Origin of the sequence: Proteus vulgaris (genome assembly GCF_033708015.1) — a bacterium.
In the GTDB taxonomy this organism is placed as follows: Bacteria; Pseudomonadota; Gammaproteobacteria; order Enterobacterales; family Enterobacteriaceae; genus Proteus.
Genome location: NZ_CP137920.1, coordinates 300,419 through 324,965, shown reverse-complemented (window position 1 = coordinate 324,965; position 24,547 = coordinate 300,419). Strand labels below are relative to the sequence as shown.

The 24,547-nt window shown below is 39.2% G+C and carries 23 protein-coding genes; 7 read left to right on the top strand and 16 right to left on the bottom strand.

Annotated features, from left to right (window positions below):
- Positions 1-46: 46 nt before the first annotated feature.
- The gene (gene ftsH, locus SB028_RS01695) at positions 47-1,993 is read right to left on the bottom strand and encodes an ATP-dependent zinc metalloprotease FtsH (protein ID WP_074454112.1); all 1,947 of its coding nucleotides are present in this window, start codon (positions 1,991-1,993) and stop codon (positions 47-49) included.
- Positions 1,994-2,040: 47 nt separating this feature from the next.
- Positions 2,041-2,670, bottom strand: a complete 630-nt coding sequence (gene rlmE, locus SB028_RS01690) for a 23S rRNA (uridine(2552)-2'-O)-methyltransferase RlmE (RefSeq protein ID WP_069369848.1) — start codon at positions 2,668-2,670, stop codon at positions 2,041-2,043.
- 144 nt (positions 2,671-2,814) lie between these two features.
- On the opposite strand from rlmE, the gene yhbY reads away from it, so the two are divergent.
- Positions 2,815-3,108, top strand: a complete 294-nt coding sequence (gene yhbY, locus SB028_RS01685; RefSeq protein ID WP_036914752.1) for a ribosome assembly RNA-binding protein YhbY — start codon at positions 2,815-2,817, stop codon at positions 3,106-3,108.
- Between the two features lie 121 nt (positions 3,109-3,229).
- Here yhbY and greA read toward each other — a convergent pair whose 3' ends face one another.
- Positions 3,230-3,706, bottom strand: a complete 477-nt coding sequence (gene greA, locus SB028_RS01680; RefSeq protein WP_069369849.1) for a transcription elongation factor GreA — start codon at positions 3,704-3,706, stop codon at positions 3,230-3,232.
- Positions 3,707-4,116: 410 nt separating this feature from the next.
- Between greA and dacB the strand changes: the two genes are divergently transcribed.
- Positions 4,117-5,559 (top strand): serine-type D-Ala-D-Ala carboxypeptidase, encoded by a 1,443-nt coding sequence (dacB, locus tag SB028_RS01675; RefSeq protein WP_069369850.1) that lies wholly within the window; start codon positions 4,117-4,119, stop codon positions 5,557-5,559.
- 79 nt (positions 5,560-5,638) lie between these two features.
- Here the strand turns inward: dacB and cgtA are convergent, their stop codons facing one another.
- From cgtA to rplU, 3 genes are all read right to left on the bottom strand, one after another.
- Positions 5,639-6,811 (bottom strand): Obg family GTPase CgtA, encoded by a 1,173-nt coding sequence (cgtA, locus tag SB028_RS01670; RefSeq protein WP_069369851.1) that lies wholly within the window; start codon positions 6,809-6,811, stop codon positions 5,639-5,641.
- 130 nt (positions 6,812-6,941) lie between these two features.
- Positions 6,942-7,199: a 50S ribosomal protein L27 gene (gene rpmA / locus SB028_RS01665; protein WP_006535706.1), complete on the bottom strand. Its 258-nt coding sequence runs from the start codon at positions 7,197-7,199 to the stop codon at positions 6,942-6,944.
- Between the two features lie 19 nt (positions 7,200-7,218).
- Positions 7,219-7,527 carry a 50S ribosomal protein L21 gene (gene rplU / locus SB028_RS01660; protein WP_006535707.1) on the bottom strand — a complete coding sequence of 103 codons (309 nt, stop codon included), beginning with the start codon at positions 7,525-7,527 and terminating at the stop codon, positions 7,219-7,221.
- 263 nt (positions 7,528-7,790) lie between these two features.
- Here rplU and ispB point away from each other — a divergent pair, with 263 nt between their 5' ends.
- Positions 7,791-8,762, top strand: coding sequence for an octaprenyl diphosphate synthase (gene ispB / locus SB028_RS01655; RefSeq protein ID WP_069369852.1), 972 nt, complete (start codon positions 7,791-7,793; stop codon positions 8,760-8,762).
- Between the two features lie 48 nt (positions 8,763-8,810).
- Here the strand turns inward: ispB and SB028_RS01650 are convergent, their stop codons facing one another.
- Positions 8,811-9,227 carry a DNA-binding protein gene (locus SB028_RS01650; RefSeq protein ID WP_023583583.1) on the bottom strand — a complete coding sequence of 139 codons (417 nt, stop codon included), beginning with the start codon at positions 9,225-9,227 and terminating at the stop codon, positions 8,811-8,813.
- A gap of 78 nt (positions 9,228-9,305) precedes the next feature.
- Complete coding sequence (locus SB028_RS01645; protein WP_069369853.1) at positions 9,306-9,656, bottom strand: DNA-binding protein; 351 nt, start codon at positions 9,654-9,656, stop codon at positions 9,306-9,308.
- Between the two features lie 186 nt (positions 9,657-9,842).
- Between SB028_RS01645 and SB028_RS01640 the strand changes: the two genes are divergently transcribed.
- The gene (locus SB028_RS01640; protein WP_069369854.1) at positions 9,843-10,109 is read left to right on the top strand and encodes a helix-turn-helix domain-containing protein; all 267 of its coding nucleotides are present in this window, start codon (positions 9,843-9,845) and stop codon (positions 10,107-10,109) included.
- A 102-nt stretch (positions 10,110-10,211) separates the two neighbouring features.
- Here SB028_RS01640 and mdh read toward each other — a convergent pair whose 3' ends face one another.
- Positions 10,212-11,150 carry a malate dehydrogenase gene (mdh, locus tag SB028_RS01635; RefSeq protein ID WP_069369855.1) on the bottom strand — a complete coding sequence of 313 codons (939 nt, stop codon included), beginning with the start codon at positions 11,148-11,150 and terminating at the stop codon, positions 10,212-10,214.
- Positions 11,151-11,596: 446 nt separating this feature from the next.
- Between mdh and argR the strand changes: the two genes are divergently transcribed.
- A complete protein-coding gene (argR, locus tag SB028_RS01630) occupies positions 11,597-12,067 on the top strand; it encodes a transcriptional regulator ArgR (RefSeq protein WP_069369856.1) in 471 nt (156 codons plus the stop codon).
- Between the two features lie 58 nt (positions 12,068-12,125).
- Here argR and mpl read toward each other — a convergent pair whose 3' ends face one another.
- Positions 12,126-13,505: a UDP-N-acetylmuramate:L-alanyl-gamma-D-glutamyl-meso-diaminopimelate ligase gene (gene mpl, locus SB028_RS01625; RefSeq protein ID WP_069369857.1), complete on the bottom strand. Its 1,380-nt coding sequence runs from the start codon at positions 13,503-13,505 to the stop codon at positions 12,126-12,128.
- A gap of 165 nt (positions 13,506-13,670) precedes the next feature.
- On the opposite strand from mpl, the gene fbp reads away from it, so the two are divergent.
- Positions 13,671-14,678: a class 1 fructose-bisphosphatase gene (gene fbp / locus SB028_RS01620; RefSeq protein WP_036939388.1), complete on the top strand. Its 1,008-nt coding sequence runs from the start codon at positions 13,671-13,673 to the stop codon at positions 14,676-14,678.
- Positions 14,679-14,877: 199 nt separating this feature from the next.
- The gene (gene ppa / locus SB028_RS01615) at positions 14,878-15,405 is read left to right on the top strand and encodes an inorganic diphosphatase (protein WP_004246260.1); all 528 of its coding nucleotides are present in this window, start codon (positions 14,878-14,880) and stop codon (positions 15,403-15,405) included.
- A 40-nt stretch (positions 15,406-15,445) separates the two neighbouring features.
- On the opposite strand, the gene SB028_RS01610 is transcribed toward ppa, so the two are convergent.
- The 6 genes from SB028_RS01610 to tamA all read right to left on the bottom strand — a co-directional run bounded on the left by SB028_RS01610 (position 15,446) and on the right by tamA (position 24,516).
- Positions 15,446-16,636, bottom strand: a complete 1,191-nt coding sequence (locus tag SB028_RS01610) for an MFS transporter (RefSeq protein ID WP_069369858.1) — start codon at positions 16,634-16,636, stop codon at positions 15,446-15,448.
- Positions 16,637-16,644: 8 nt separating this feature from the next.
- Positions 16,645-17,937, bottom strand: coding sequence for a dTDP-4-dehydrorhamnose 3,5-epimerase family protein (locus SB028_RS01605; protein ID WP_069369859.1), 1,293 nt, complete (start codon positions 17,935-17,937; stop codon positions 16,645-16,647).
- A 48-nt stretch (positions 17,938-17,985) separates the two neighbouring features.
- Positions 17,986-18,249 (bottom strand): XRE family transcriptional regulator, encoded by a 264-nt coding sequence (locus SB028_RS01600; RefSeq protein ID WP_069369860.1) that lies wholly within the window; start codon positions 18,247-18,249, stop codon positions 17,986-17,988.
- 350 nt (positions 18,250-18,599) lie between these two features.
- Complete coding sequence (locus tag SB028_RS01595) at positions 18,600-18,947, bottom strand: gamma-glutamylcyclotransferase (RefSeq protein WP_069369861.1); 348 nt, start codon at positions 18,945-18,947, stop codon at positions 18,600-18,602.
- 5 nt (positions 18,948-18,952) lie between these two features.
- The gene (gene tamB, locus SB028_RS01590; RefSeq protein WP_069369862.1) at positions 18,953-22,777 is read right to left on the bottom strand and encodes an autotransporter assembly complex protein TamB; all 3,825 of its coding nucleotides are present in this window, start codon (positions 22,775-22,777) and stop codon (positions 18,953-18,955) included.
- Positions 22,774-24,516 carry an autotransporter assembly complex protein TamA gene (gene tamA / locus SB028_RS01585; protein ID WP_069369863.1) on the bottom strand — a complete coding sequence of 581 codons (1,743 nt, stop codon included), beginning with the start codon at positions 24,514-24,516 and terminating at the stop codon, positions 22,774-22,776. The genes tamB and tamA overlap by 4 nt, the downstream gene beginning before the upstream one ends.
- Positions 24,517-24,547 lie beyond the last annotated feature (31 nt).

Genomic DNA, 24,547 nt, shown 5'->3' with positions numbered 1-24,547 from the left:
GGGGTTTGTATTTATAGCTTACTCAATATGTATAACCCGATAAGGATTAATGAGTATTTTTATCAGAAGGCGTATCACTTTCTGACTCAGATTTATCTTTTGGCTCACTCGCTACATGCGTTTGTGCTGGCTGGGCAGTAGTCGTTGTACCACTATTACCATTATTGCCTTCCCAACCCGCAGGTGGACGAACATCACGACGATTCATTAAATCATCAATTTGAGGTGCATCGATAGTTTCATAAGTCATCAGTGCATCTTTCATTGAGTGCAGAATATCAAGGTTATCCATTAATATCTGACGAGCACGAACATAGTTACGATCAATGATAGCTTTAATTTCTTCGTCAATTGTACGAGCTGTTTCATCAGACATATGTTGTGCTTTAGCAACAGAACGACCTAAGAACACTTCACCTTCTTCATCTGCGTACAACAATGGCCCTAATTTTTCAGAGAAGCCCCACTGTGTCACCATGTTACGTGCGATATTGGTTGCAACTTTGATATCATTAGAAGCGCCCGTAGAAACATGCTCTACACCATAGATAATTTCTTCAGCTAAACGGCCACCGTAAAGTGTTGAAATTTGGCTCTCTAATTTCTGACGGCTTGCACTAATTTGGTCGCCTTCAGGTAAGAAGAAAGTCACACCTAATGCACGTCCACGAGGAATAATCGTCACTTTATGCACAGGATCATGCTCCGGTACTAAACGGCCAATGATTGCGTGACCCGCTTCATGATAAGCGGTTGATGCTTTTTGTTCTTCAGTCATCACCATTGAACGGCGCTCAGCGCCCATCATGATCTTATCTTTCGCTTTCTCAAACTCAACCATTGAGACAACGCGTTTATTACCACGCGCAGCAAATAAAGCGGCTTCGTTAACTAAGTTAGCTAAGTCAGCACCCGAGAAACCAGGGGTACCACGCGCTAAAATTGCTGGATCAACATCTGGTGATAAAGGAACACGACGCATATGGACTTTAAGGATTTGCTCACGTCCACGCACATCAGGTAAACCAACAACCACTTGGCGGTCAAAACGACCTGGACGAAGTAATGCTGGGTCTAACACGTCTGGACGGTTAGTTGCCGCGATAACGATAATACCTTCATTACCTTCGAAACCATCCATTTCAACTAGCATTTGGTTCAAGGTTTGCTCACGCTCATCATGACCACCACCTAAACCTGCACCACGTTGACGACCGACTGCATCGATTTCATCAATAAAGATGATACAAGGTGCTGCTTTTTTAGCTTGTTCAAACATATCCCGAACACGAGAAGCCCCCACCCCGACGAACATTTCAACGAAATCAGAACCTGAAATAGTAAAGAATGGGACTTTAGCTTCACCTGCGATGGCTTTTGCTAATAATGTTTTACCTGTACCTGGAGGCCCGACCATCAGAATACCTTTAGGGATTTTACCCCCTAATTTCTGGAAACGACCTGGATCACGTAAATACTCAACTAATTCACTTACTTCTTCTTTCGCTTCATCACAACCCGCTACATCAGCAAAAGTTGTTTTGATTTGGTCTTCTGTCAACATGCGCGCCTTACTTTTACCGAAAGACATCGCACCTTTACCGCCACCACCTTGCATTTGGCGCATAAAGAAAATCCAAAGACCAATCAGTAATAGCATTGGGAACCAAGACACAAAAATTTGAGTCAGAAGACTTTGGCCTTCAAGTGGTTCACCCGTTACTTTTACATTACGGTTCATTAAAGTGGTCAGCAGGTTATCATCACGCATAGGCATATACGTGCTGTACTTTGAGTTATCTGTTTTAGTTACATTAATATCATAACCACTTATGCTGACCTCGCGTAACTGGTTATTAGTTAACTCATTGATAAAGGTAGAGTAATCCACCTTACGACTATTCGAATCGCTGGGTCCGAAGCTCTGGAATAATGACATCAAAACGACTGCAATAACTAGCCAGAGGATCAGGTTTTTCGCCATGTCACTCAAGGGATTAACCTCATATTACAACTGTGTTAACAAATAGCTTTAGGGTACTAAAGTTTACGCCCTGTGGCTACAATATATACCTCACGAGAACGAGACCGCGAAGCGTCTGGTTTACGAACTTTTACTTTCGTAAACAGGGAGCGTATTTGCCCCAGGTATTCATCAAAGCCTTCTCCCTGAAACACTTTGACAATGAAACTTCCCCCGGGAGCCAGTACATCACGACACATATCAAGCGCTAATTCTACTAAATACATGGATCGAGGAATATCGACCGCGGGTGTACCGCTCATGTTTGGAGCCATGTCAGACATGACAACCTGGACTTTGTTTTCACCTACTCTATCAAGCAATGCCTTCAACACAAGTTCATCACGGAAATCGCCTTGAAGGAAATCGACTCCAACTATAGGATCCATAGGTAAAAGGTCACATGCAATGATTCGACCTTTACTTCCTAACTGCTGTACAACGTATTGAGACCACCCTCCAGGAGCAGCCCCTAAATCGACAACGGTCATACCTGGTTTAAAAATATTGTCACTTTTCTGAATTTCTTCCAGTTTAAACCAAGCACGAGAGCGAAACCCTTTTTTCTGTGCTTGCTGAACATATTTATCACTAAAATGTTCTTGTAACCAGCGGCTAGAGCTTGCCGAACGTTTCTTATTGGCCATTGCGTTTTCCAACTATCATACACTTAGCTATCAATATTTTTACTCTTTCACTCATTTAACCCCGTATAACGACATTTTATGGTGATAATTGAGAGATGGCGTTAGAATAGATCGTTTTCAATCCCAACAAAGCAAAAATTAATGATGACTCTTAACAAAAAACAAATTCAACACCTGAAAGGGCTCGCTCATCACCTGAATCCAGTCGTTATGATTGGTAACAACGGGTTGACTGAAGGCGTTCTTGCAGAAATTGAACTCGCTCTGGCACACCATGAGCTTATCAAAGTCAAAATCGCAGGCGAAGATCGAGATGTTAAAAACTTGATCGTGGCAGCGATTGTACGCGAAAGCGGTGCACAGAATGTACAAGTTATCGGAAAAATTCTTGTTCTTTATCGTCCTTCAGAAGCACGTAAGATTATTTTACCGAAATAAAACTTGTACCTTTATATAAAAATGCCATAACTAACTCTATGGCAAAAAAGGCCTTTTAAGGCCTTTTTTATATTACCACAGGATGGCAGTCTAGTTTTCTATAGAAACGTAAAATTATAAATTAAATATATTCTACGTTTAAAACTTCGTATTCGACTTGTCCGCCCGGTGTAGTGATAACAACGACATCATCTAACTCTTTACCAATCAACCCACGTGCAATCGGTGAATTAACAGAAATTAAATTTTCTTTAATATTCGCTTCATCATCACCCACGATACGGTAAGTTTGCTCTTCTTCAGTTTCAACATTTAACAGTGTAACTGTTGAACCAAAAATAATGCGGCCATTGTTATTCATCTTTGTAACATCAATGACTTGAGCATTTGATAATTTGGCTTCAATTTCTTGTATACGACCTTCACAGAAACCTTGTTGCTCTCTTGCAGCATGATATTCCGCGTTTTCTTTTAAGTCTCCATGTTCACGAGCTTCAGCGATAGCAGCAATAATCTCGGGACGACGAACACCTTTTAAATATTCCAGCTCTTCGCGTAATTTTTCTGCACCTAGAACTGTCATAGGGATCTGATTCATGTGTTAATACCTCAATACTATTCCTAATAAAAAATAGGTATCATCCTGATTTTTTATACTAACAACACAGAGAAAAGGATCTATTTACTCTTCTCAAGACAAAAAAAGACACAGGCAACCTTAAATTGGGCCTGTCTCTACATATATTCGGTGAATGAGGGGACGCTATGATATTCCCAATTCATGCTATTGGGACATAAACTACCCCCTCCCATACTTAAAACTAAATCTAACACAACAGACGCATCGCTTCACGCCTTATCTCTCTTTATAAAGAGATAAACAGACTTTTTCCGATAATGCGTTAATCCTGTTTGTTGCCGTTTACTTTTGCCCTCATTGCCCTTTAGTATTAGCCTCTGGCAATCAATACTGTAACGTTACACGCTATAGTCACGGATAGAGAAATTATGCACTTACTATCAACATTTCGACGGATACTTTACACATTAAGTATCATTAGTTTTTCAACCCAAGCAATTCCTGTTGAAAACTACACATCCCTTCTTCCTGAAGGAACACAAGTAGGTTTAATAACTCAACCCGTTGGCGCTGCTTCTCCTACTCTTAATTATCATGCCGATCAATTAGCACTTCCAGCAAGTACACAGAAAGTCGTGACTGCACTTGCTGCATTACTTCAATTAGGTGGAAATTATCAATTCATCACAACAATGGAAACAGAAGGCAAGATAAAAAACAATCAGCTTAATGGTGATTTAATCTTTCGTTTTACGGGTGATCCTACATTAACTCGCCAGCAATTAAGAGCAATGGTTGCCATATTAAAGCAAACTGGTGTTACAAAAGTGCAGGGTGATTTACTTATTGATACTTCTGCTTTTTCAAGCCATGACAAAGCACCTGGTTGGGTTTGGAATGATCTGACTCAATGTTTTAGTGCGCCCCCTAGTGCAGCCATTGTTGATAAGAACTGTTTTTCCGTCTTACTACAAAGTGGCAACAAAGAGGGTGATATTGCCACAATACGTAAAGCATCTTTCTATCCTGTCACCGTTTTAAGTGAAGTTGAAACTTATGAGAAAGGCTCAACTCGTACCCGCTTTTGTGAATTAGATGTCACTGTTCGTGACTTAAATACCTATGTAATCACTGGTTGTATTCCTAAACGCGACGATGCAGTACCTTTAATGTTTTCTATTCAAGATGGTGCTCATTGGGCTGGTACAATTTTAAAAGAAGAGTTGCAACGCGCTAATATTGAACTTGATGGATATATTAAACGTCGATCTCAACTAAAAGCACCTGTGACTGTACTGGCACAGACACAATCAAAACCGCTACATACCTTACTGACCACCATGCTAAAAGAGTCTGATAATATGATTGCAGACACTGTGTTTAGAACCATTGGTCGTGAGTATTATGGCGTTGCAGGTACTTGGCGTTCTGGCGCAGAAGCAACTCGCGCTATTTTAAAACAAAAAGCGGGAATCGATTTAGAAAATACCGTTATGGTTGATGGGTCAGGTCTTTCTCGCCATAACCTCATTTCACCTGCAACCATGATGCAAGTCCTTCAATATATTGGACAACATGAAAGTGAATTAAACTTTATGACTATGCTTCCCCTTGCAGGGCATGACGGTACATTGCAATATCGAGGTGGTTTTCATGAAGCGGGTGTTGATGGCAAAGTTTCTGCCAAAACGGGATCATTAAAAGGTGTCTACAATCTTGCGGGCTTTATGACTACGGCAAATGGGCAGAAAGTTGCGTTTGTACAATACGTTTCAGCGTATTCACCACCGACAAAGAATCGTAATGCTGGACGTGCTTATTTAGTGCGTTTTGAAACTAATCTGTATAAAGATATGTACAATAACCGCTAGATTTATACTCAATAAGTATAAACGATATATAAAAAACGCCTGATTAATCAGGCGTTTTCTATTTTAATCAGCCTGAGAGTTAACGTTGGTAGATAAATTCAATACCTTCATCATCATCTTCATCCCAATCGTCGTCGTCATCTTCTTCAAAATCAGGGTTTTCTAGCTGTTCTTTGTGGTAATCATCCCACATAAAGTCAACTTTTCCTGGCTCTGCTTTTGTTGCAACGATATCTTGCTCACGCGGAGTAACATTTAAGAATTCCATGATATTCCAGCAAAGCTTTTTGACACCTTCTTGGTTGATGGCCGCTATCATGTAATAGTTTTCATCCCAACCTAGCGCATCAACAATAGCTTTTGCCTTCTCTTTTGCTTCTTCAGCATCAAGAAGATCGACTTTATTGAACACTAACCAACGTGGTTTTTGTGCTAATTTTTCGCTGTATTTCTCGAGTTCAGCAATAATAATTTTTGCATTTTCCACTGGATCTGATCCATCAATAGGATCAATATCGATCAAGTGTAATAGTACTCGGCAACGTTCTAAGTGTTTTAAGAATTGGATTCCAAGACCTGCACCATCAGCGGCGCCTTCGATTAATCCGGGAATATCGGCAACAACAAAGCTTTGGTGATTATCCATACGAACCACACCTAAGCTTGGTACTAACGTCGTAAATGGATAATCTGCAACTTTAGGTTTTGCTGCTGATACCGCACGAATAAATGTAGATTTACCCGCATTTGGCATACCAAGCATGCCCACATCAGCTAATAACATTAGCTCTAATAGTACTTCTCGAGATTCACCCGGCGTACCCATTGTACGTTGACGTGGAGCACGGTTAACCGACGATTTAAAACGCGTATTACCTAAACCGTGGAAGCCGCCTTTAGCAACCATTTGTTTTTGACCGTGAGCAGTCAAGTCAGCAATGATTTCATTTGTTGCTAAATCACGGACACGCGTTCCCACAGGAACACTAATAGTAATATCTTGACCACGCTTACCGGTGCAATCACGACTGTGACCATTTTCACCTCGTTCTGCGCGATAAGATTTTGTAAAACGGTAATCAATTAAGGTGTTAAGGTTTTCGTCTGCAATCATGTAGACATCACCACCATCACCACCATCACCACCGTCTGGTCCCCCGTTAGGGATATATTTTTCGCGACGAAAGCTTACACAGCCGTTACCACCATCGCCCGCGACGATTAGGATCTTGGCCTCATCAACAAATTTCATGATTTTACTCCGTATAGTAGCCATTAACGTGCTGGATGGCCGAAATTACCCAGAGATGGCCTTTTTTAAATATAAAAAGCCCCGCAACAGATTTGCAGGGCTTTTGACTCGGTGCTTAAAGGACCAGTAATTATTCAGCTTCGATGCTGATAAATTTACGGTTGTTTGGACCTTTAACTTCGAACTTAATTTTTCCGTCAGCTAATGCAAACAGGGTATGGTCACGACCACAACCAACGTTAGTACCTGCATGGAACTTAGTACCACGTTGACGAACGATGATGCTACCTGCTAATACAGCTTCACCACCGAAACGTTTAACACCCAGACGTTTTGCTTCGGAATCACGACCGTTACGAGTCGAGCCGCCAGCCTTTTTATGTGCCATTGAACTACTCTCCTAAACCTTAAGCGATACCAGTGATTTTAACATCAGTAAACCACTGACGGTGGCCCTGTTGTTTACGGCTGTGTTTACGACGACGGAACTTAACAATCTTAACTTTATCGCCGCGACCGTGAGCAACCACTTCCGCTTTAACTTTAACGCCCGCAAGGATTGGAGCGCCAATTTGAATGTCATCGCCATTAGCGACCATCATTACAGTATCAAACTCGATTGTTTCGCCAGTAGCTACTTCCAGCTTCTCTAAACGAATAGTTTGACCTTCGCTGACTCGGTGTTGTTTACCACCACTTTGGAAAACCGCGTACATATAAACTCCGCTTTCCGCACACTCCCAATATGTATAATTTGAGTGCACAATTAAAATATTCACATAGGGCGCGAATTCTACGCAAATTTAGTGCCGATGACAAGTACAGATCGCAAACTAGCGTTAAAAAAAAGAGTTTTTTACACGATATTTATTTCAGCCATTTTTAAAGTACAATCTAAATTATAAGAGAGTAAAATCTATGGCATGATCATTTTTTATTAATAATAACGCGCTCATTGGCGAGCCAAAGTCGAAAAAACATGAATTTAGAATCTATTATAAAACTAACATCCGCTGATATGACTGCGGTAAATGAGGCAATCCTTTACCAGCTTAATTCAGATGTTTCTTTGATAAATCAACTTGGTTACTACATCATTAGTGGTGGTGGTAAAAGGATCCGACCAATGATCGCAGTGCTCACTGGACGAGCATTGGACTATCAAGGCGACAAACATATCTCGGTCGCAGCGCTTATCGAATTTATTCATACAGCAACGTTGTTACATGATGATGTTGTGGATGAATCTGATATGCGTAGGGGAAAACAAACGGCAAATGCTGTTTTTGGAAATGCTGCCAGTGTACTTGTTGGCGACTTTATTTATACACGATCCTTTCAGATGATGACGGATCTTGATTCGATGCGTGTATTAAAATTAATGTCTAGCGCCACCAATGTGATCGCTGAAGGTGAAGTTTTGCAACTAATGAATTGTAACGATCCGGACATTTCCGAAGATGACTACATGCAAGTTATCTACAGCAAAACAGCTCGTCTCTTTGAAGCCGCTTCTCATGCATCAGCGATCCTTTCGGAAGCAACGCCTGAGCAAGAAAAAGCATTCCAAGATTATGGTCGTTATCTTGGGACTGCTTTCCAGCTCATTGACGATTTACTTGATTATGATGCAGATAACAACCAGTTAGGTAAAAATACTGGTGATGATCTTGATGAAGGTAAACCAACGTTGCCATTACTTCATGCTATGCATAATGGCAATGAAGAAGACTCCCAATTAATTCGCCAAGCCATTGAACAAGGTAATGGTCGCCATTTATTAGATACTGTTTTAAATACAATGAAACAGTGTGGCTCTTTGGAATATACCCGTCAAAAAGCGGAAGAAGAAGCAGACAAAGCGATTGAAGCTTTATCAATTATACCTGACTCACCGTATAAAGATGCGCTTATTGGGCTTGCTCACGTCGCAGTACAACGTCAATCATAACTTTGGCTTTATATACGCCCCATTAATTAAAGAAGCCCACTAGAGCGACTACGTCGATTCTGGTGGGCTTTTCAATTTATTGAGGACTTCTTCGTTTTCTCGCTCGATAGCATCTTGATTATCTGCATCAATATAACTAATGAGCTTTGCCAGCCCTTCGCGCAGTACGAATTTCACAATCTTTTCTCGTTCTGATTTAGTCAATTGATAATAAGCTTCAACCCAAATCAAAAAGGCATCCTGACGTTTTGATAAATATTCAGCTGGAGGTTCATGTGCAGCGAGTACACTAATCACCTCATCAGGCAGACTTTTTACGGAATACTCGACAGCTTTTCCCTGCACTCCACGTTTACGACGATTTTCCCATCCTTCACGACGCGCCATCAAGTTAACGCCTTGCGGTGAGTTAGGTAACCCCGCAAGCCCCACTAATTCTTTCGCTGTATACCATTCTTTTTTCATGATCTCATCTCACATTCAACTAAGAGGTTAGTCAGATATCTGTTGCGGATAACGCAATAATAGATTCTTTAAAATCGCTTAATCATTGACGACTTTTTCTAAAAAACTTCTAATACCATCCCGCAATATCAGCTCTGTTAATGTTTTTTGTTCACCATTATTTAGTTGTTGGAATGCTTTCACCCAGATAACGAGTGGCTCCTCTTTTTTATTTAGTTTGTAATGTGCTAATGGCTCATAAAGTTCTAGAGCAATTAAAGTTTCTTCTGGTAAGCAAGAATAATGATATTCAACACCATTACCTTGCTTATTTTTTACATTTTGTTTTTGCCAAGACTCTCGTCTCGCTTTTGAATTTACACCTTGTGGTGATTTAGGTAATCCACCTATACCCGTCAATTCCTTTGCCGTATACCACTCTTTTTTCATTATGTTTCTCTAAAATTGTTATCAACTTCAAAAAAGAAATTATTAAGAAAAAAATCAGAAATCTTTTTAGAAAAATAATGTTATTTTATTTTCTAAATAATCAGTTTAAATGCTTTAGGACATTTCTAATAAACTGTTATTTATACCACTAACACAGCAATCAATTTTATAGAAAAAGGATTAAAAATGATTTCAAGGAAATCTGATTGGCATCCTGCCGATATTATTGCCGCACTTAGAAAACGAGGAACAACACTTGCTGCCATCTCTCGCCAAGCAGGGTTAAGCTCTTCAACACTTGCTAATGCGTTGTCACGCCCTTGGCCTAAAGGAGAGAAAATCATTGCTGATTATCTTGGTATCGCTCCTAGTGAAATTTGGCCTAGCCGTTATTTTCATCCTGAGACAGGAGAATTACTTGAACGAAAGATTCGTACCAAAACTAATAATTAACTAATAATTACATACATTATAATTAATAAAAAAAACCGCTGATATAGTATCAGCGGTTTTTATTTAAATTTGCATTATTTTTATAGCAAAAAAAGAATTTCTTTATTTATTAATAAATTCTTCACCAAGAATTATATCTTTTTTCAATACATCTAACATGCCATTAAGAGATTGCATTTCAAAATCACTTAATTTACCAATAGATAAATATTCCTCTACACCATTTTTACCTAAAAGAATAGGTTGTGCGAAGAAACGAGCATATTCTCCGTCGCCTTCTGTGTAGGTACATTCAATAACATTTTTCTCGCCATTTAGGGCGCGAATTAATGAAAGACCAAAACGAGCAGCGGCTTGACCCATAGATAGTGTTGCTGATCCACCACCCGCTTTTGCTTCAACAACCTCAGTACCTGCGTTTTGAATACGTTTAGTTAATGCCGCGACCTCATCATCGGTAAATGAAACGCCATCAACTTGAGATAATAGAGGGAGAATAGTCACACCAGAGTGTCCACCAATCACCGGAACATTGGTTTTTTGTGGATCTTTACCTTTTAGTTCTGCAACAAAGGTATTGGCGCGAATAATATCAAGAGTGGTGATCCCGAAAAGACGTTTCTTATCATAAACGCCTGCTTTCTTAAGCACTTCTGCTGCGATAGCAACGGTTGTATTCACAGGATTAGTAATGATTCCGATAAGTGCTTTCGGGCAATTTTGTGCAACCTTTTCAATCAAGTTACGCACAATACCTGCGTTAACATTGAAAAGATCTGAACGATCCATGCCTGGTTTACGAGCAACGCCCGCAGAAATCAGGACAACATCAGCGCCTTTTAGCGCAGGAGAAGGATCTTCACCCGCAAAACCTTTTACAGTCACTTGAGTCGGGATATGGCTTAAGTCAGCTGCGACACCCGGTGTAACGGGAGCGATATCATATAAAGAGAGTTCACTACCAGCTGGAAGCTGATTTTTAAGAAGAAGTGCCAGTGCCTGACCAATACCACCTGCTGCACCGAGAACTGCTACTTTCATTCTGATACTCCTTAGTTTACGAGATAGTGGAACGCCTTCGAGATACTCACTCTTACGCAACTCACCTTTAAAAAAACAATTATTTAACAGTAACATTGCATAATAAGGCATTTACAGTGAAAAATAACACTTCGGTTATTCTAAACAAATTGCTTATCTGTTAATGAGATAGTGGACACTCTTTTGATAAATAATTTCAATAAATATGACAAAATGTTAAGTGCACCATCATCCTCGTGATAATCATTTAAGCTTATCATTTATTTAACAAATGCTTTACTTTCTTTAAATTATCACATTCACGCACTGTAAATAAAATTTTTTGTAGTACATTCTACTTTACAATTTTAAGGAGGCTATCACTCATCTTTCTTCGTCTTATGTTGCATAAAAATTCACTTCTCTGCATAATACGCAGGTTATTGATAACTCACTAAAGGTGAACTATGCGCATTCCTTCTAAGCAAGAAGACTTGGTTAAAGCGTTTAAAGCCCTGCTGAAAGAAGAAAAATTCAGTTCACAAGGCGAGATTGTGACTGCATTACAAGAGGCTGGATTTGATAATATTAATCAGTCAAAAATCTCTCGTATGCTAACAAAATTTGGTGCAGTAAGAACCCGTAACGCCAAAATGGAAATGGTGTATTGCCTTCCTACTGAGCTTGGCGTACCAACAGCAAGCAGCCCACTAAAAAATCTGGTACTCGATATCGATCATAATCATTCTGTTGTGGTGATAAGAACGAGTCCAGGTGCGGCACAACTTATTGCACGTTTATTAGACTCATTAGGCAAAGCAGAAGGGATCCTTGGCAGTATTGCAGGTGATGATACTATTTTCTCAACACCGGCACCGGGATTTTCCACAGAAGAATTACGAGATGCGATTCTAAATCTTTTTGATCAAGAATTATAATTAGCCTTTCGACAACTTCAAAAAGCAAGCCACTGAATTTTCAGTGGCTTGCTTATTTTTAATACTGTCTATCCGACTCTTTAGGCTGTGCTAATTTTGTAAGCAATTTTTCGTGAATACCGCCAAAACCGCCATTACTCATAATCAAAATATGATCGCCCGCTTGCGCTTCTTTCGCAATCATATCAACTAGCGTATCCAGATCTGAACTCCAACGAGCTGGCTGTACACAATGCTCAGCAATATCACTCACTAACCATTGAATATTAGGTGGCTGGAATAAAAAGACTTCATCAGCACGCCCTAATGCCGGGGCGATATCATCCTTGCTAATTCCCATTTTCATAGTGTTTGAACGAGGTTCTAATACGGCAATAATACGAGCGGTTCCACCAACTTTACTGCGTAACGCTTCAAGCGTTGCCAAAATCGCAGTGGGATGATGCGCAAAGTCATCATAAACACTGACTTGGTTGACCTCACCACGTAGCTCTAAGCGACGACGTGCATTAATAAACTTATCTAATGCTTCACAAGCATCAGCGGGTAAAACACCAACATGGTGCGCTGCAACAATCGCCATTAGACCATTTTGCATGTTGTGTTCACCTGAAAGTCCCCAAGACACTTCGCCGACTCGCTCACCTTTGTGGAATACCTCAAAATGACTACTGTCATTATTGAGTTTTTTGGCTTGCCAATCTCCTGTTTCACCTGTGAACTCTTGCTCACTCCAACATCCCATTCCAATGGTCTGTTTTAAATTCATATCGCTATCAGGCATGATAATTTTTCCTGTGCCCGGGACAATACGAACTAAATGATGGAATTGTTTTTGAATTGCCGCTAAATCATCAAAAATATCAGCGTGATCGAATTCAAGGTTATTTAAAATCAATGTGCGTGGAGAATAATGAACAAATTTAGAACGCTTATCAAAAAAAGCGCTGTCATATTCATCAGCTTCAATCACAAAGAAAGGACTTTCACCTAACTGTGCAGATACTTGGAAATTACCCGGTACACCGCCAATTAAAAAGCCAGGTTTATAACCGCAATCTTCTAAAACCCAAGCCAGCATACCTGCTGTTGTAGTTTTACCATGAGTTCCAGCGACGGCTAACACCCAACGTTCAGGTAAAATATAGTCATGTAGCCACTGAGGGCCTGAGGTATAAGGCAAACCTTTTTCAAGTACAGCTTCAACACAAGGGTTTCCTCGTGTCATTGCATTACCAATAATCACCATGTCAGGGGCAGGTTCTAATTGTTTTGGGTCATATCCCTCAATCAGTTCGATTCCCTGATTTTCTAGTAAAGTACTCATGGGTGGATAGACATTAGCGTCTGAGCCTGTAACTTTATGTCCCTTCGCTCTAGCGAGAATGGCAAGACTTCCCATAAAGGTGCCACAAATACCAAGAATATGAATGTGCATGAATTTCTGTCCAATAGCATGAAGTTGGTCACTATTCTAACGATCAAAAAGCAGATAAGAAACGGATTAACCTTTGAATCATCCGATTCTTTGGCTAAACTTGCCACCACCAAGGAGATTTTCTCTCCTTTTTTACTTTACCCACTCACATTCAGGACCTGCGTCATGAAAACATTAGGCGAATTTATCGTCGAGAAACAACAAGATTTTCCCCATGCAACGGGTGAACTTACTGCATTACTTTCAGCAATTAAGCTTGGGGCTAAAATTATCCACCGTGATATTAACAAAGCAGGGTTAGTCGATATTCTTGGTACTAACGGTGTTTCTAATGTTCAAGGTGAAGCCCAGATGAAACTGGATCTTTACGCGAATGAGAAACTGAAAGCTGCATTAAAAGCACGCGGTGAAGTTGCGGGTATCGGATCAGAAGAAGAAGATGATATTGTTATCTTTGAAGGTGATCGTGCTGAAAATGCCAAGTATGTTGTACTAATGGATCCTTTAGACGGTTCGTCAAATATTGATGTAAACGTTTCCGTCGGAACAATTTTCTCTATTTACCACCGTATTACACCGATTGGACAACCTGTCACTTTAGATGACTTCTTACAACCAGGTCATCGCCAAGTCGCCGCTGGCTATGTCGTTTATGGTTCATCAACCATGCTCGTTTATACAACAGGTTGTGGTGTTCATGCCTTTACTTACGACCCTTCTTTAGGTGTATTCTGTTTATCTCATGAAAGTGTACATTTCCCACCAACAGGAAATATGTACTCAATCAACGAAGGTAACTACATCAAATTCCCATTAGGGGTAAAAAAATACATTAAGTATTGCCAAGAACAAGATGCAGCAACAAACCGCCCTTATACCACCCGTTATATTGGTTCTTTAGTTGCTGATTTTCACCGCAATTTACTGAAGGGGGGGATTTATATTTACCCAAGTACTGCAAGCCACCCTACTGGTAAATTACGTTTACTCTATGAATGCAATCCAATGGCGTTCTTAGCCGAACAAGCTGGCGGTAAAGCAAGCAACGGTAAAGAGCGTATTCTTGATATCGAACCAAAAGAGCTTCACCAACGTATGCCTTTCTTTGTAGGGACTAAATCGATGGTTGAACAAGCTGAAAGCTTTATGGCGCAATATCCAGACGAAGAATAATCCATTCGTTTCACATTCACATAGATAAACCGGGCTTCTTATTCGTCCGGTTTTTTCATCTTTGAAAATATCCCTTTCTTTTATTTGTTGCTTATTTTTACGTCAGAACGCAACATGTTTGGCAAAAAACGGGTATTGTTAAAAACTTTTCGCTATACTAACGGCCACGTAAAATTAATTTTTTTATAGGAAATTTTTTATGAGCCTGAATCATGTTCCTGCTGGTAAAGAACTACCAGAAGATATCTATGTTGTTATTGAAATCCCAGCAAATGCGGATCCTATCAAATACGAAGTTGATAAAGAAAGTGGCGCACTATTCGTTGACCGTTTTATGTCAACTGCAATGTTCTACCCATGCAACTACGGTTACATCAATAACACGTTATCTTTAGATGGTGACCCAGTAGACGTTCTGGTTCCAACACCATATCCATTACAACCAGGTTCAGTTATTCGTTGCCGTCCTGTTGGCGTACTGAAAATGACTGACGAATCAGGTGAAGATGCGAAACTCGTTGCAGTTCCACACACTAAACTGAGCAAAGAATACGACCACATTAAAGATGTGAACGATCTGCCTGAACTGTTAAAAGCACAAATCAAACACTTCTTCGAACATTACAAAGATTTAGAATCTGGTAAATGGGTAAAAGTTGATGGTTGGGAAGGCGTAGAGGCAGCTAAAGCTGAAATTCTGTCTTCTTTCGAACGCGCTAAAAAATAATTCTGACCCACTCAGAATAACTTACTGATAAATAAGCTCTTCATTTTATTGAAGGGCTTTTTTTATGATGAAACGTCACAAGCAATACACCACTTATCAATGTTATCCCTATCGCAATCGCCATCAGTGTATAAATAAAGGCGACTTCACCAGTAGAGAAAAACAAAAGCCCACCCACAATGGGTAAGATCAGTTGATTAAATAAAATAATCAGTGAGGAAGTACTGGCTAATTGCGTCACAGGAATGATTTCTATTCTGAACATTCGCAAGATATTCCCTGAAAAAACCTTACCAATAATGGATAGGGCATAAAAGATAATAAAAATAGTGATATCTTGTTGAAAAATAATCAGTAAAGAAGAACTTATTGTGATGATGAAAATTGACAGAGACAGTAATAATTTTCGATTTAAATAATGAGTTAAATAGCCATATAAATAAGTACCTATTACACCACAGATCCCCGCAGAAATATCAATAAAGCCATAGTATTTAATCGGTAAGTTCATCGATTGATCAATTAATGCCATACCACTCGATTCAATTAATCCATCAAACATATTATTCCCAATAGCAATTAAAATAGAAAAAATCAAAATAGGAGATGTAAAAATCATTACCATCCTTTTAGTGACTCGTAACGTCTCTGCTTGGCTATGTAATTGAGTGGCAGCGTGACTCTCTTTTGGCTCTAGATAAAAGAACAAAAAGAATACTGCGTTAATAAAATAGAATAAACAGGGAATAATAAGTAAATAACGGTATCCATGCTCAATAAATAACATCCCAATGAATGGACCGGTGATCATGCCCAAAAAATCTATTCGTGACATTATATTAATATGATGTTCTTTATGGTGACTCATCAATGCAATAATTTTTTCATATGAAATCAGCGTCTGTGAATTACCAATAGAAATTAAACTTCCCACTAATCCAAAACTAATTGCAATCACTAAATCAGAGGAAAAATCTGAAGTTAATAAAAATAAACAGCCAATAATTTTACTACTATCAGAAAGAATAGAAACAGGGCGCACACCTAGAGTATCAATATATTGACCAATAAGCGGTATTAAAAAAATGCGTGGTAACCACCATAAGGCGTATGTCAATCCCGCATACTCAATACTTGTTGTTAATTGATAAACAATAACAGGTGTTAAAAAAACCATTAAGCCATCAGCACTTAACACCAAAAAAAGCATATAGAAAAAGACAATACGCATAATCGAAGTTATACCTTTTCTTTAATTAATACTTTAATAGGCTGGTTATTTTCATCATAAATAACAATCGATTTTGGAGTATGATGGGTGGGCTTGTGTTTCATTAACTCCTGTTGTTTAGAAACGAGGAATTGATAATAGCTTAAGTCTGCTGCTATTTTATTAACGTGATAAGATTGATAATTTTTATTAGCAATTTTCCAATCAATGACATCATAGCCTGGAATATATTCTTTTTCTTTGTCTAAATAGATAACTGGTCGATTAACAGTAATGATATTCGCCATATTAAATAAGGCATGGGCAACACCACAAGGGATCACTAACTCAATATTGGGTGCAGGATTAAAAATAATTTCATCTTCATAAAATAGCGTGGGGGAATTTTCACGCATATCCACCAGCTTAACGGTGATTTCATGAGATATATCACCTAGAAAAGTTAAATGATCTTCTTGCCCTAAATGTAATCCATAAGAGTCAAAATCATAATCCTCATGACCATGTTCAACTAGATACATAGGGGATTGTCGCGTTAATGGGACAATACCACTCTCTTTACCAGTATGTAAGGTCGCCATTTCATGAAATTCAACACCTAAAATAGTCGATGTAGGTAATTGTTGTTTTTGAGTATCTGCTATTTTCTCTCGAAATCTTAAATTAATCTCATCGCCATTATCTAAACGGATTTTACGGGTTTCAGAGTGTAGAAATCGATGTTGACTTAACCATTGCTGTTGTATCTCTGCGATCCGATGATAGACCAGTGCAGAGGCTTCTTCTGTCATTGGCTCATAGCCTTCAATCTCATTAATATCGATATTCTCAGGAAGATTTATCACATCATTATTAGGTGACCAATTAAACGTTTCACTTGCTAATTGCTCGATTGTAGGTAAAAAAAGAGAATAGTTATTTAAGGTAAAAACATTCTCTAGATGAGAAAAAGTATGGGCGACCCCTGGGGGAATAATTAGTGTTCTTGCGGATGATGGTGTTATCTCAAAACTTAATTCTGATTTAAATGTTGGTGAATTTTTACGACAATCAATAAATTTAGCCAGTATCTTTTGTTTTTCATCACCTAAAAAAGTTAATGTATCTTGTTGACCAAGATGAATACCGTACTGCCCATATTTAAATTCACTTTTACCATGGTAAACAATATTAATAGGATAAGTTGTTGCGAAGGGAATAACATAAGACTGTTGTTTTCCGTTATTCACTCGCCAGCGAGTAATCCAATGTAATCCTACAATATTAATATTTTTATTAAGTTCATTAATATCCTTATTCACGACTGCCTCCTATACATTTAAAAAAGCAGCCTTATGGCTGCTTTGGAATTAAATACTGACAACTTCGATATCATAACCCAGTGACTTTGCACTTTTTAGCAATGCATCTAAATTAGTTGTATTTAATTTTAAATACTTATCATCGGCAGGTGCATTTTTAATACCTGCAAGATAAGCGAGTTTATCTAATGTATCTGTTGCTACGTTTTTTGTTTGTAATATCATGTCAGTAAAACCATGATTTACTCTATTATGTTTTACGTCTTTGGGAGGATTATTATAAAGTTGAGTAATGTCATTTAATTTATCCATAAATTACCTTATTTCACTATTTAATAATAAGATAGTTATCTCTTTCCTTCTTAAGCAAAGCTGTTTTAACATTAAATTTATTTTGCTGTCAATCAGGTCTACCATTAATAATTTTCATATCGATACAGATAAAAATTAAATTAATAATTACTTATTTAAATTTTAAAAAATATAAATATTTAAATTTATTAAAAATAGACTAATTTTATTATAAATAATTAAATGGCAGTTAAAAATTAAACCCATAATTAAATTTATAGAAAATAATATTTTTATAAAAAAAACTCGATATTTATATCGAGTTTTTTTGTTATTATTAAGTTATCTATCGTAATAGCTAAATTTACCTATTACTCTTCCTCATGACGTTTTAACCAATCTCCGCTTTTGATTTCTCTCAAGCCATCAACGGGTTTTTGATAAAGATAGATCCAAGCACTACCATAAGGTGTTGAAATCAGTTGGCGCTTGTAATCTTGATCGTTCTTTTTCAATTCATCAAGCTCTGTCAAGATAGAAGGCGTGATCCGATAGACTTCGCACTCTATTTCACCCTCACCTTCAATAACCGCAGGGTAAAAACCTAAATCATAAAGTTTATATCCCACTAATTTATGTTCACCCAAAAGCTGTGCATAAGTCATCCAGTGATGGTTACCTTGGTTTTGCCGTAAACTACCATAAACAATAATTCGCATATAATTTAAAACTCAAATTGATAAAGCAGATCTATTGCCTGATTCATACCAGACACTGCTTGTAAATACAACCTGGGCATCAAGCGATAACGTAAAGTTAACGTCGCTAGCGAATCAAATATACCCACACCATACTTCACTTGTAGATCGTTTGTGATCTTACCGCTAACCACAACTTGTGAGCTATCCCCCACACCTTGTGTATCAAGCGCTAAGTCCGAAACCCCAAAGGTTTCACCAATACGCCCTACAAGCTGACCACTTTGTCCAACGCCTAATCCTATCAGCATTGCTGTCATTTGTGATGAATCCGCGTCACCACTTTTATCGAGTCCTTCACCTCTTAGCAAGTAGGATAATGCTTCTTGCTGTGTAAAAGCAGGTTCAGAGAAAATCTCAACTTTAGGTTTATCTGCAAGCCCTGTCACCCTGACGCCAGCAATCACATTATTTGCCGTATTTTCAGGATTACGAATAGCTTCAATATTTAAGTAAGGTTGATCAACAGGTCCTGAGAACAAGATTTGTCCTTTACGGACTTGTAAATCTTGTCCGTAGGCTTTGAATTCACCTTTTGGAATATCGATTTGACCATTTAAACCGAGTCCTTGTTTATTCTGATTGACTTTAAGTGCCCCCGTCAATCTAGCTTTAAGCCCAAATGCGTTCAGTGTCACATCATCGCCAATATTAATCGCTAAATTACTTTGAATTGGAATCGATGTCTCTTTTGGTGCAATTGGCTGCAAGTTTTTATCCAGCATAACTTCATCAGAAGAAACGGATACGGCAGACTCAGGTAAATCCTGAACAACAATACGTGCCCAAGGAATATCAATGCGCCCATCAAGTTTCAGTAAATTTGGACTAGCCTCAAACACTAAATCAGGATTAACATCAATACGTACCATCGGAGGTAATGCAACACGTAATTTGTTACCATTTGCAGCCACGACTGCATGCCATTCATCTAACTTACGCCAGTCGGCATTACCAGTAAGATTTAAATAACCTTCTGGGGTTTCGATTCTGCCACTTAAATCAGACGTCGCACCATTGAATTGAACATCAACGTTCCCTTTCGTAATATCAAACGGGATCCAATGCCCAACCACTTTTAATTGATTAATACCAAATTGACCCAATAACAGTGGAGATTGAGCATTACCGCCTAAACGCAATTGCGCACCAATACGACCTTGAGCAATTTCGCCTTTACCTAAGAATGGTTTGATTAAATCTAATGTCAGATTATCGATATCCACCGTACCTGATAGCTGGCGTTTTTTCTCAAGATCCGCAACGTGTACATTACCTTTAATATCACCATTGCCCGCAATGCTAATCAGCCATTGTAATGATGCTTTGCCATTGTTAACGCCTGCATTTAAGGTGATAGCATCAAAATCGATCGGTAAAATAGTACCTTCAATATTCTGTTTTACTGCAACACCTTGCCCTTTCAGGTTTACTGATGCTTTCGGTAACCCACCTTTTGAGTTCCAGGTTGCCGTCGCATCACCAGTAAATACACCTCGAACAGAAGTCTCTGGTGGTAAGAAAGGTTTGATCATCGCGAGATCAAAACGCGTCAATGTAATGGCCGCAGATCCGCTTTCACCCACTGTTATCGCTTTAGGAACACAAACTTGTGCATTTGGATTTACCCAACAATGGGAACCAATGGTGACTTCCTGCTTTTCTGCCAACAAATTCAATGCGATCGCTTTATTTAAACGCCACTCACCCACAGGAGTATCAAATGCCGTATTATTTAATGTTCCTTTCCATTGCTGTTTTTCTTTATCGAATGAACCCGCTAATGTCAGCCCTCCTGAAACAGGCTCCCCTTCCATTTTTAGCGTCAGTTTATGCTGTTTTTCTGTACCAGCAGCATCCAGGGTTAAATTACGGATAATTAAATCAGCTTGTTTTAACTGATGTGCAGTAATCGCTAATTTGCCACCAATTTCTTTGTCCGATTGAACATCACCTTTAATAGCGATGGATTCAACACTGACTTGATCTTGCCATTTAATACCATGAGCATTGATATCTGCGATAATCTTAGGCGTATTAATATCACCACGAATATTAACCTTACCTTTAATGACTCCAGCCAATCCAGGCACTAAACCATTTAAGCCAGGTGCATTAATATTGGCATCTAATGCCCATTTATCACCTAAATGCCCTTCAATATCTAGGTTATTTTTACCAAGAATAAGTTTTAACTGAGGGATATTCCATTGACCAGAATCATTACCATAAGCATTACCTCTCGCTTTGATAATATTGTTTTTGATATTGCCATCTAAGGTAATTTCAGGAACACGTAATTGCCAACTTCCGCCATAGAGGCTACCTGTTGTTGCAATACGTCCCTCTAGTTTCGCCGGCATATCTGGGTACTGTTTTACCGTATTAATTCCCGAAATAGTCAGCAATGCATTCCAGCTAATTGCCTTACTCCAATCAGCAACACCCGTAATATCGGCATGACCTTGCAAAGCGGCTAAGCGTAAACGCGTTAGCTCTATTTTCTCTTCATTCCCTTTCGCATCCAGCGTTAATTTTGCTGGCGGGATCTCCTGACCTTTAATATCGGAGCGTAATGAAAGATCATAGTTATCTGTCTGACCATTTAAACGTAATCGAGTATCGTTAAGTTGATACTGAACATCTCCCGTTAATGGCCAACGCACTTTCTGGCTTTCAAGCGTCAATTTTAATGGAAGGTGTGGTTTTGCCAGTTCAGCTTGAGCATCTAAAGTTGCTGTAACCGTTCCTGTTAAAGAAAGTGCTAATTTAAGCTCTTCAAGTAATGCGCCTTGCAAAGAAAGCGTTGCTTTTTGATCTTTAAAATCTTCAAGCCCAGCAACATCACGAATAGTCGCATTCACGGCTAAATTAACAGGCCACTCTTTATCTAGAGTAATTTCCCCATTTAAACTCACTTCACCTTCAGGTGCATCAACATTTAATTTAGTGAGATTAACTCGCTTACCTTGGGTCTTTGCTTCAAATGATAATTGGTTAATTGTAACGGGGGCATCACTGCTAATCTGTAATTGCTTACCTTCAATTCCTTCAATATTGATATCAACAGGAATAATAATCTCAGGTAATTCGGCTAATATTGGTTTTGCGAAAATCGCCTTAATTGTCTCAGCTAATGCCTGTTCTTTTTCTTCTGATGTTGCCGGCTTCACTGGCGGCTTTTCCGTTGCAACCTCTTTTACATCTTGGGCAACCGCCTCAATACTGCCTTCTTCTGGCGTTTTGGGTAACGCCACCAGCAAATCATTAATGAGTGTTGGATTTAATGTAACTTGACGACCTTCCCACTGTGCGCCAGTTTTAAATTCACCGAGTGAGATTGCCATATCGTCAATCTTCACATGCGTATTTTCTAATGAAAGTAAATTTAAATAGATAGGTAATGGTGCATTCAGCTCTGTTAAAGGCTCTGAAGGCGGTGTTTCTTCAGAAGGAGGAAAAGCGCTGGTATCGACATTGACGATAACATCGCGTGTTCCTACCGTATCTATGCACACTTGTTTATCAGTCAAACACGCTAAACGTAATCCCAATGATAATTCACCGACATTAACATCAACACCGGGCATTTGATACTCAACACCCGTTAAACGCAGATCTTGCCAACCACCATTAACGTCTTTAATGGCTAAACCAGGAACCCACCGTGCTGCGCTATTAATAGCGAAATGCAAACCTGATTGTGTTCCCAAAATCCAAGCGACAGCACCAAAAGTAAGCAAAATAATGATAAGGAGGGTAAGTGCAATCCATTTCAACCACTTCTTCATAACTCTGCTCCTAACCCGATATAAAACTGGAGTCTACGCTTATCAACATCACTGACGGGTAATGCTAAATCAAATTTGATAGGACCAACCGGTGATGCCCAACGCACACCAGCACCGGCACCTGTTTTAAAATCACTGCGCGTAAAATCATTAACGGCTTCACCGCTATCAATAAAGACAGCGCCCCACCAATTACCAGTGACGTTATATTGATATTCGAGCGAACCTACCAGCATTCTTGATGCCCCTGTTAAATTTCCTTTTCCATCTTCTGGTGAGATGCTTTGGTATTTAAAACCACGGACACTTCTATCACCACCGGCAAAGAAACGTAATTCAGGCGGCACTCGCTCAAACGCGTTAGTTTCAATCCAACCGAAATTGCCTCTTACCACAAAACGATGTCCGTCCCATGGTGTACGTATCCAAACATGTTGTGCTTGGAATGCAGCAAATTCGACATCAGAGCCCCATATTTTATTGGAGTAATCTAATGTATAACGTTGGCTATCCCCCCAAGAAGGCATCATACCGCCCCGTTGGCGTACACGGCTCGCCGTTACCCCTGGATAAAGCAGCATGGTTGTATTAGTGACTTCACCTTGAGTAAAGTGGCTGAGGCTCCAACGTGTATTCACACTGTATTGCCAGCCTGTTGACATATCCCAGTTACGGGACACATTAAGTGTTGTAGTATCAGAACGAGTGTCATTTAAATCGGTACGTTTAAACCCGCCCTGAACACCATAGTACTGCTCTAATGGATTGACTTTCAGTGGAATTTTATAATTAGCACCAATAGATTGTTCTGGCTGAGAAACACTGATATTAGACGTTAAGCTATGACCTCGTGAGTTCATCCAAGGTTTATCCCACTGCATATTAAGGCGAGGACCAACATCAGTAGCATAACCCCCACCAAGCTCAACATAGTTACGAGAGCGAGGAGTAACAACTGCATCCATAGGTAGCAAATAAGAATGTTCACTGCGTGCTTTAGCAATATCAGGCGTCACAACCGCAGAATTAAACCACCCTGTTGCCGCTAAACGGCGATTAAATTCAGCCAAATCTTCTGAGGTGTAATATTGTCCTTCTTTAAAAGGAACGATATTTTGTAAGTAATCTTCACGGATTTGTGATCCCGTATAATTCACTTTACCAAAACGATAGCGCTCTCCACTATCGAAAATAAAATCCCAATATGAAGCATGATTATCTAAAGAAACGCCCAACTGACTTTTTTGCATTTCCGCATCAAAATAACCACGACGAATTGCAAGCCCTGTTAATGAACCTTTGAGTTTCTCATAGTCTGCATGGTTTAAAACACTATCAAGAGGAGGTGTATTTTCTTTAATGACTTTCGCATATTGGCTATCTGTTTTCGCGCCACCTTCGAGAACTACATCGACTCCTTTCAGTAAAATAGGAATACCCGGTTCTACTTTAGCGGTTAATACAGATCGAGCAGGTGGTGTATTTTCTTGATAAGAGAATGTCACCGTAGGCTGATAATAGCCTAAAGGGCGAAGCCCTTCTTGAATTGCCTTTTCAACACGCGCACGAAAACGCCCGTCAGGTGCAACTTCTTCTGTTGTAATGTTTGATAGCTGAACTCGCGCATTTTTTTCGAGTTGCCCTTCTAAACCTTCTACTTTTAAACGCAAATTTGCCCCATAGGCAACAGGTGCGATAAAAGACAGACAGAGAACGTAGATAACGGAGTATCTCGGCACGTTTTCTCCTCAATATGATTTAATCCATGTG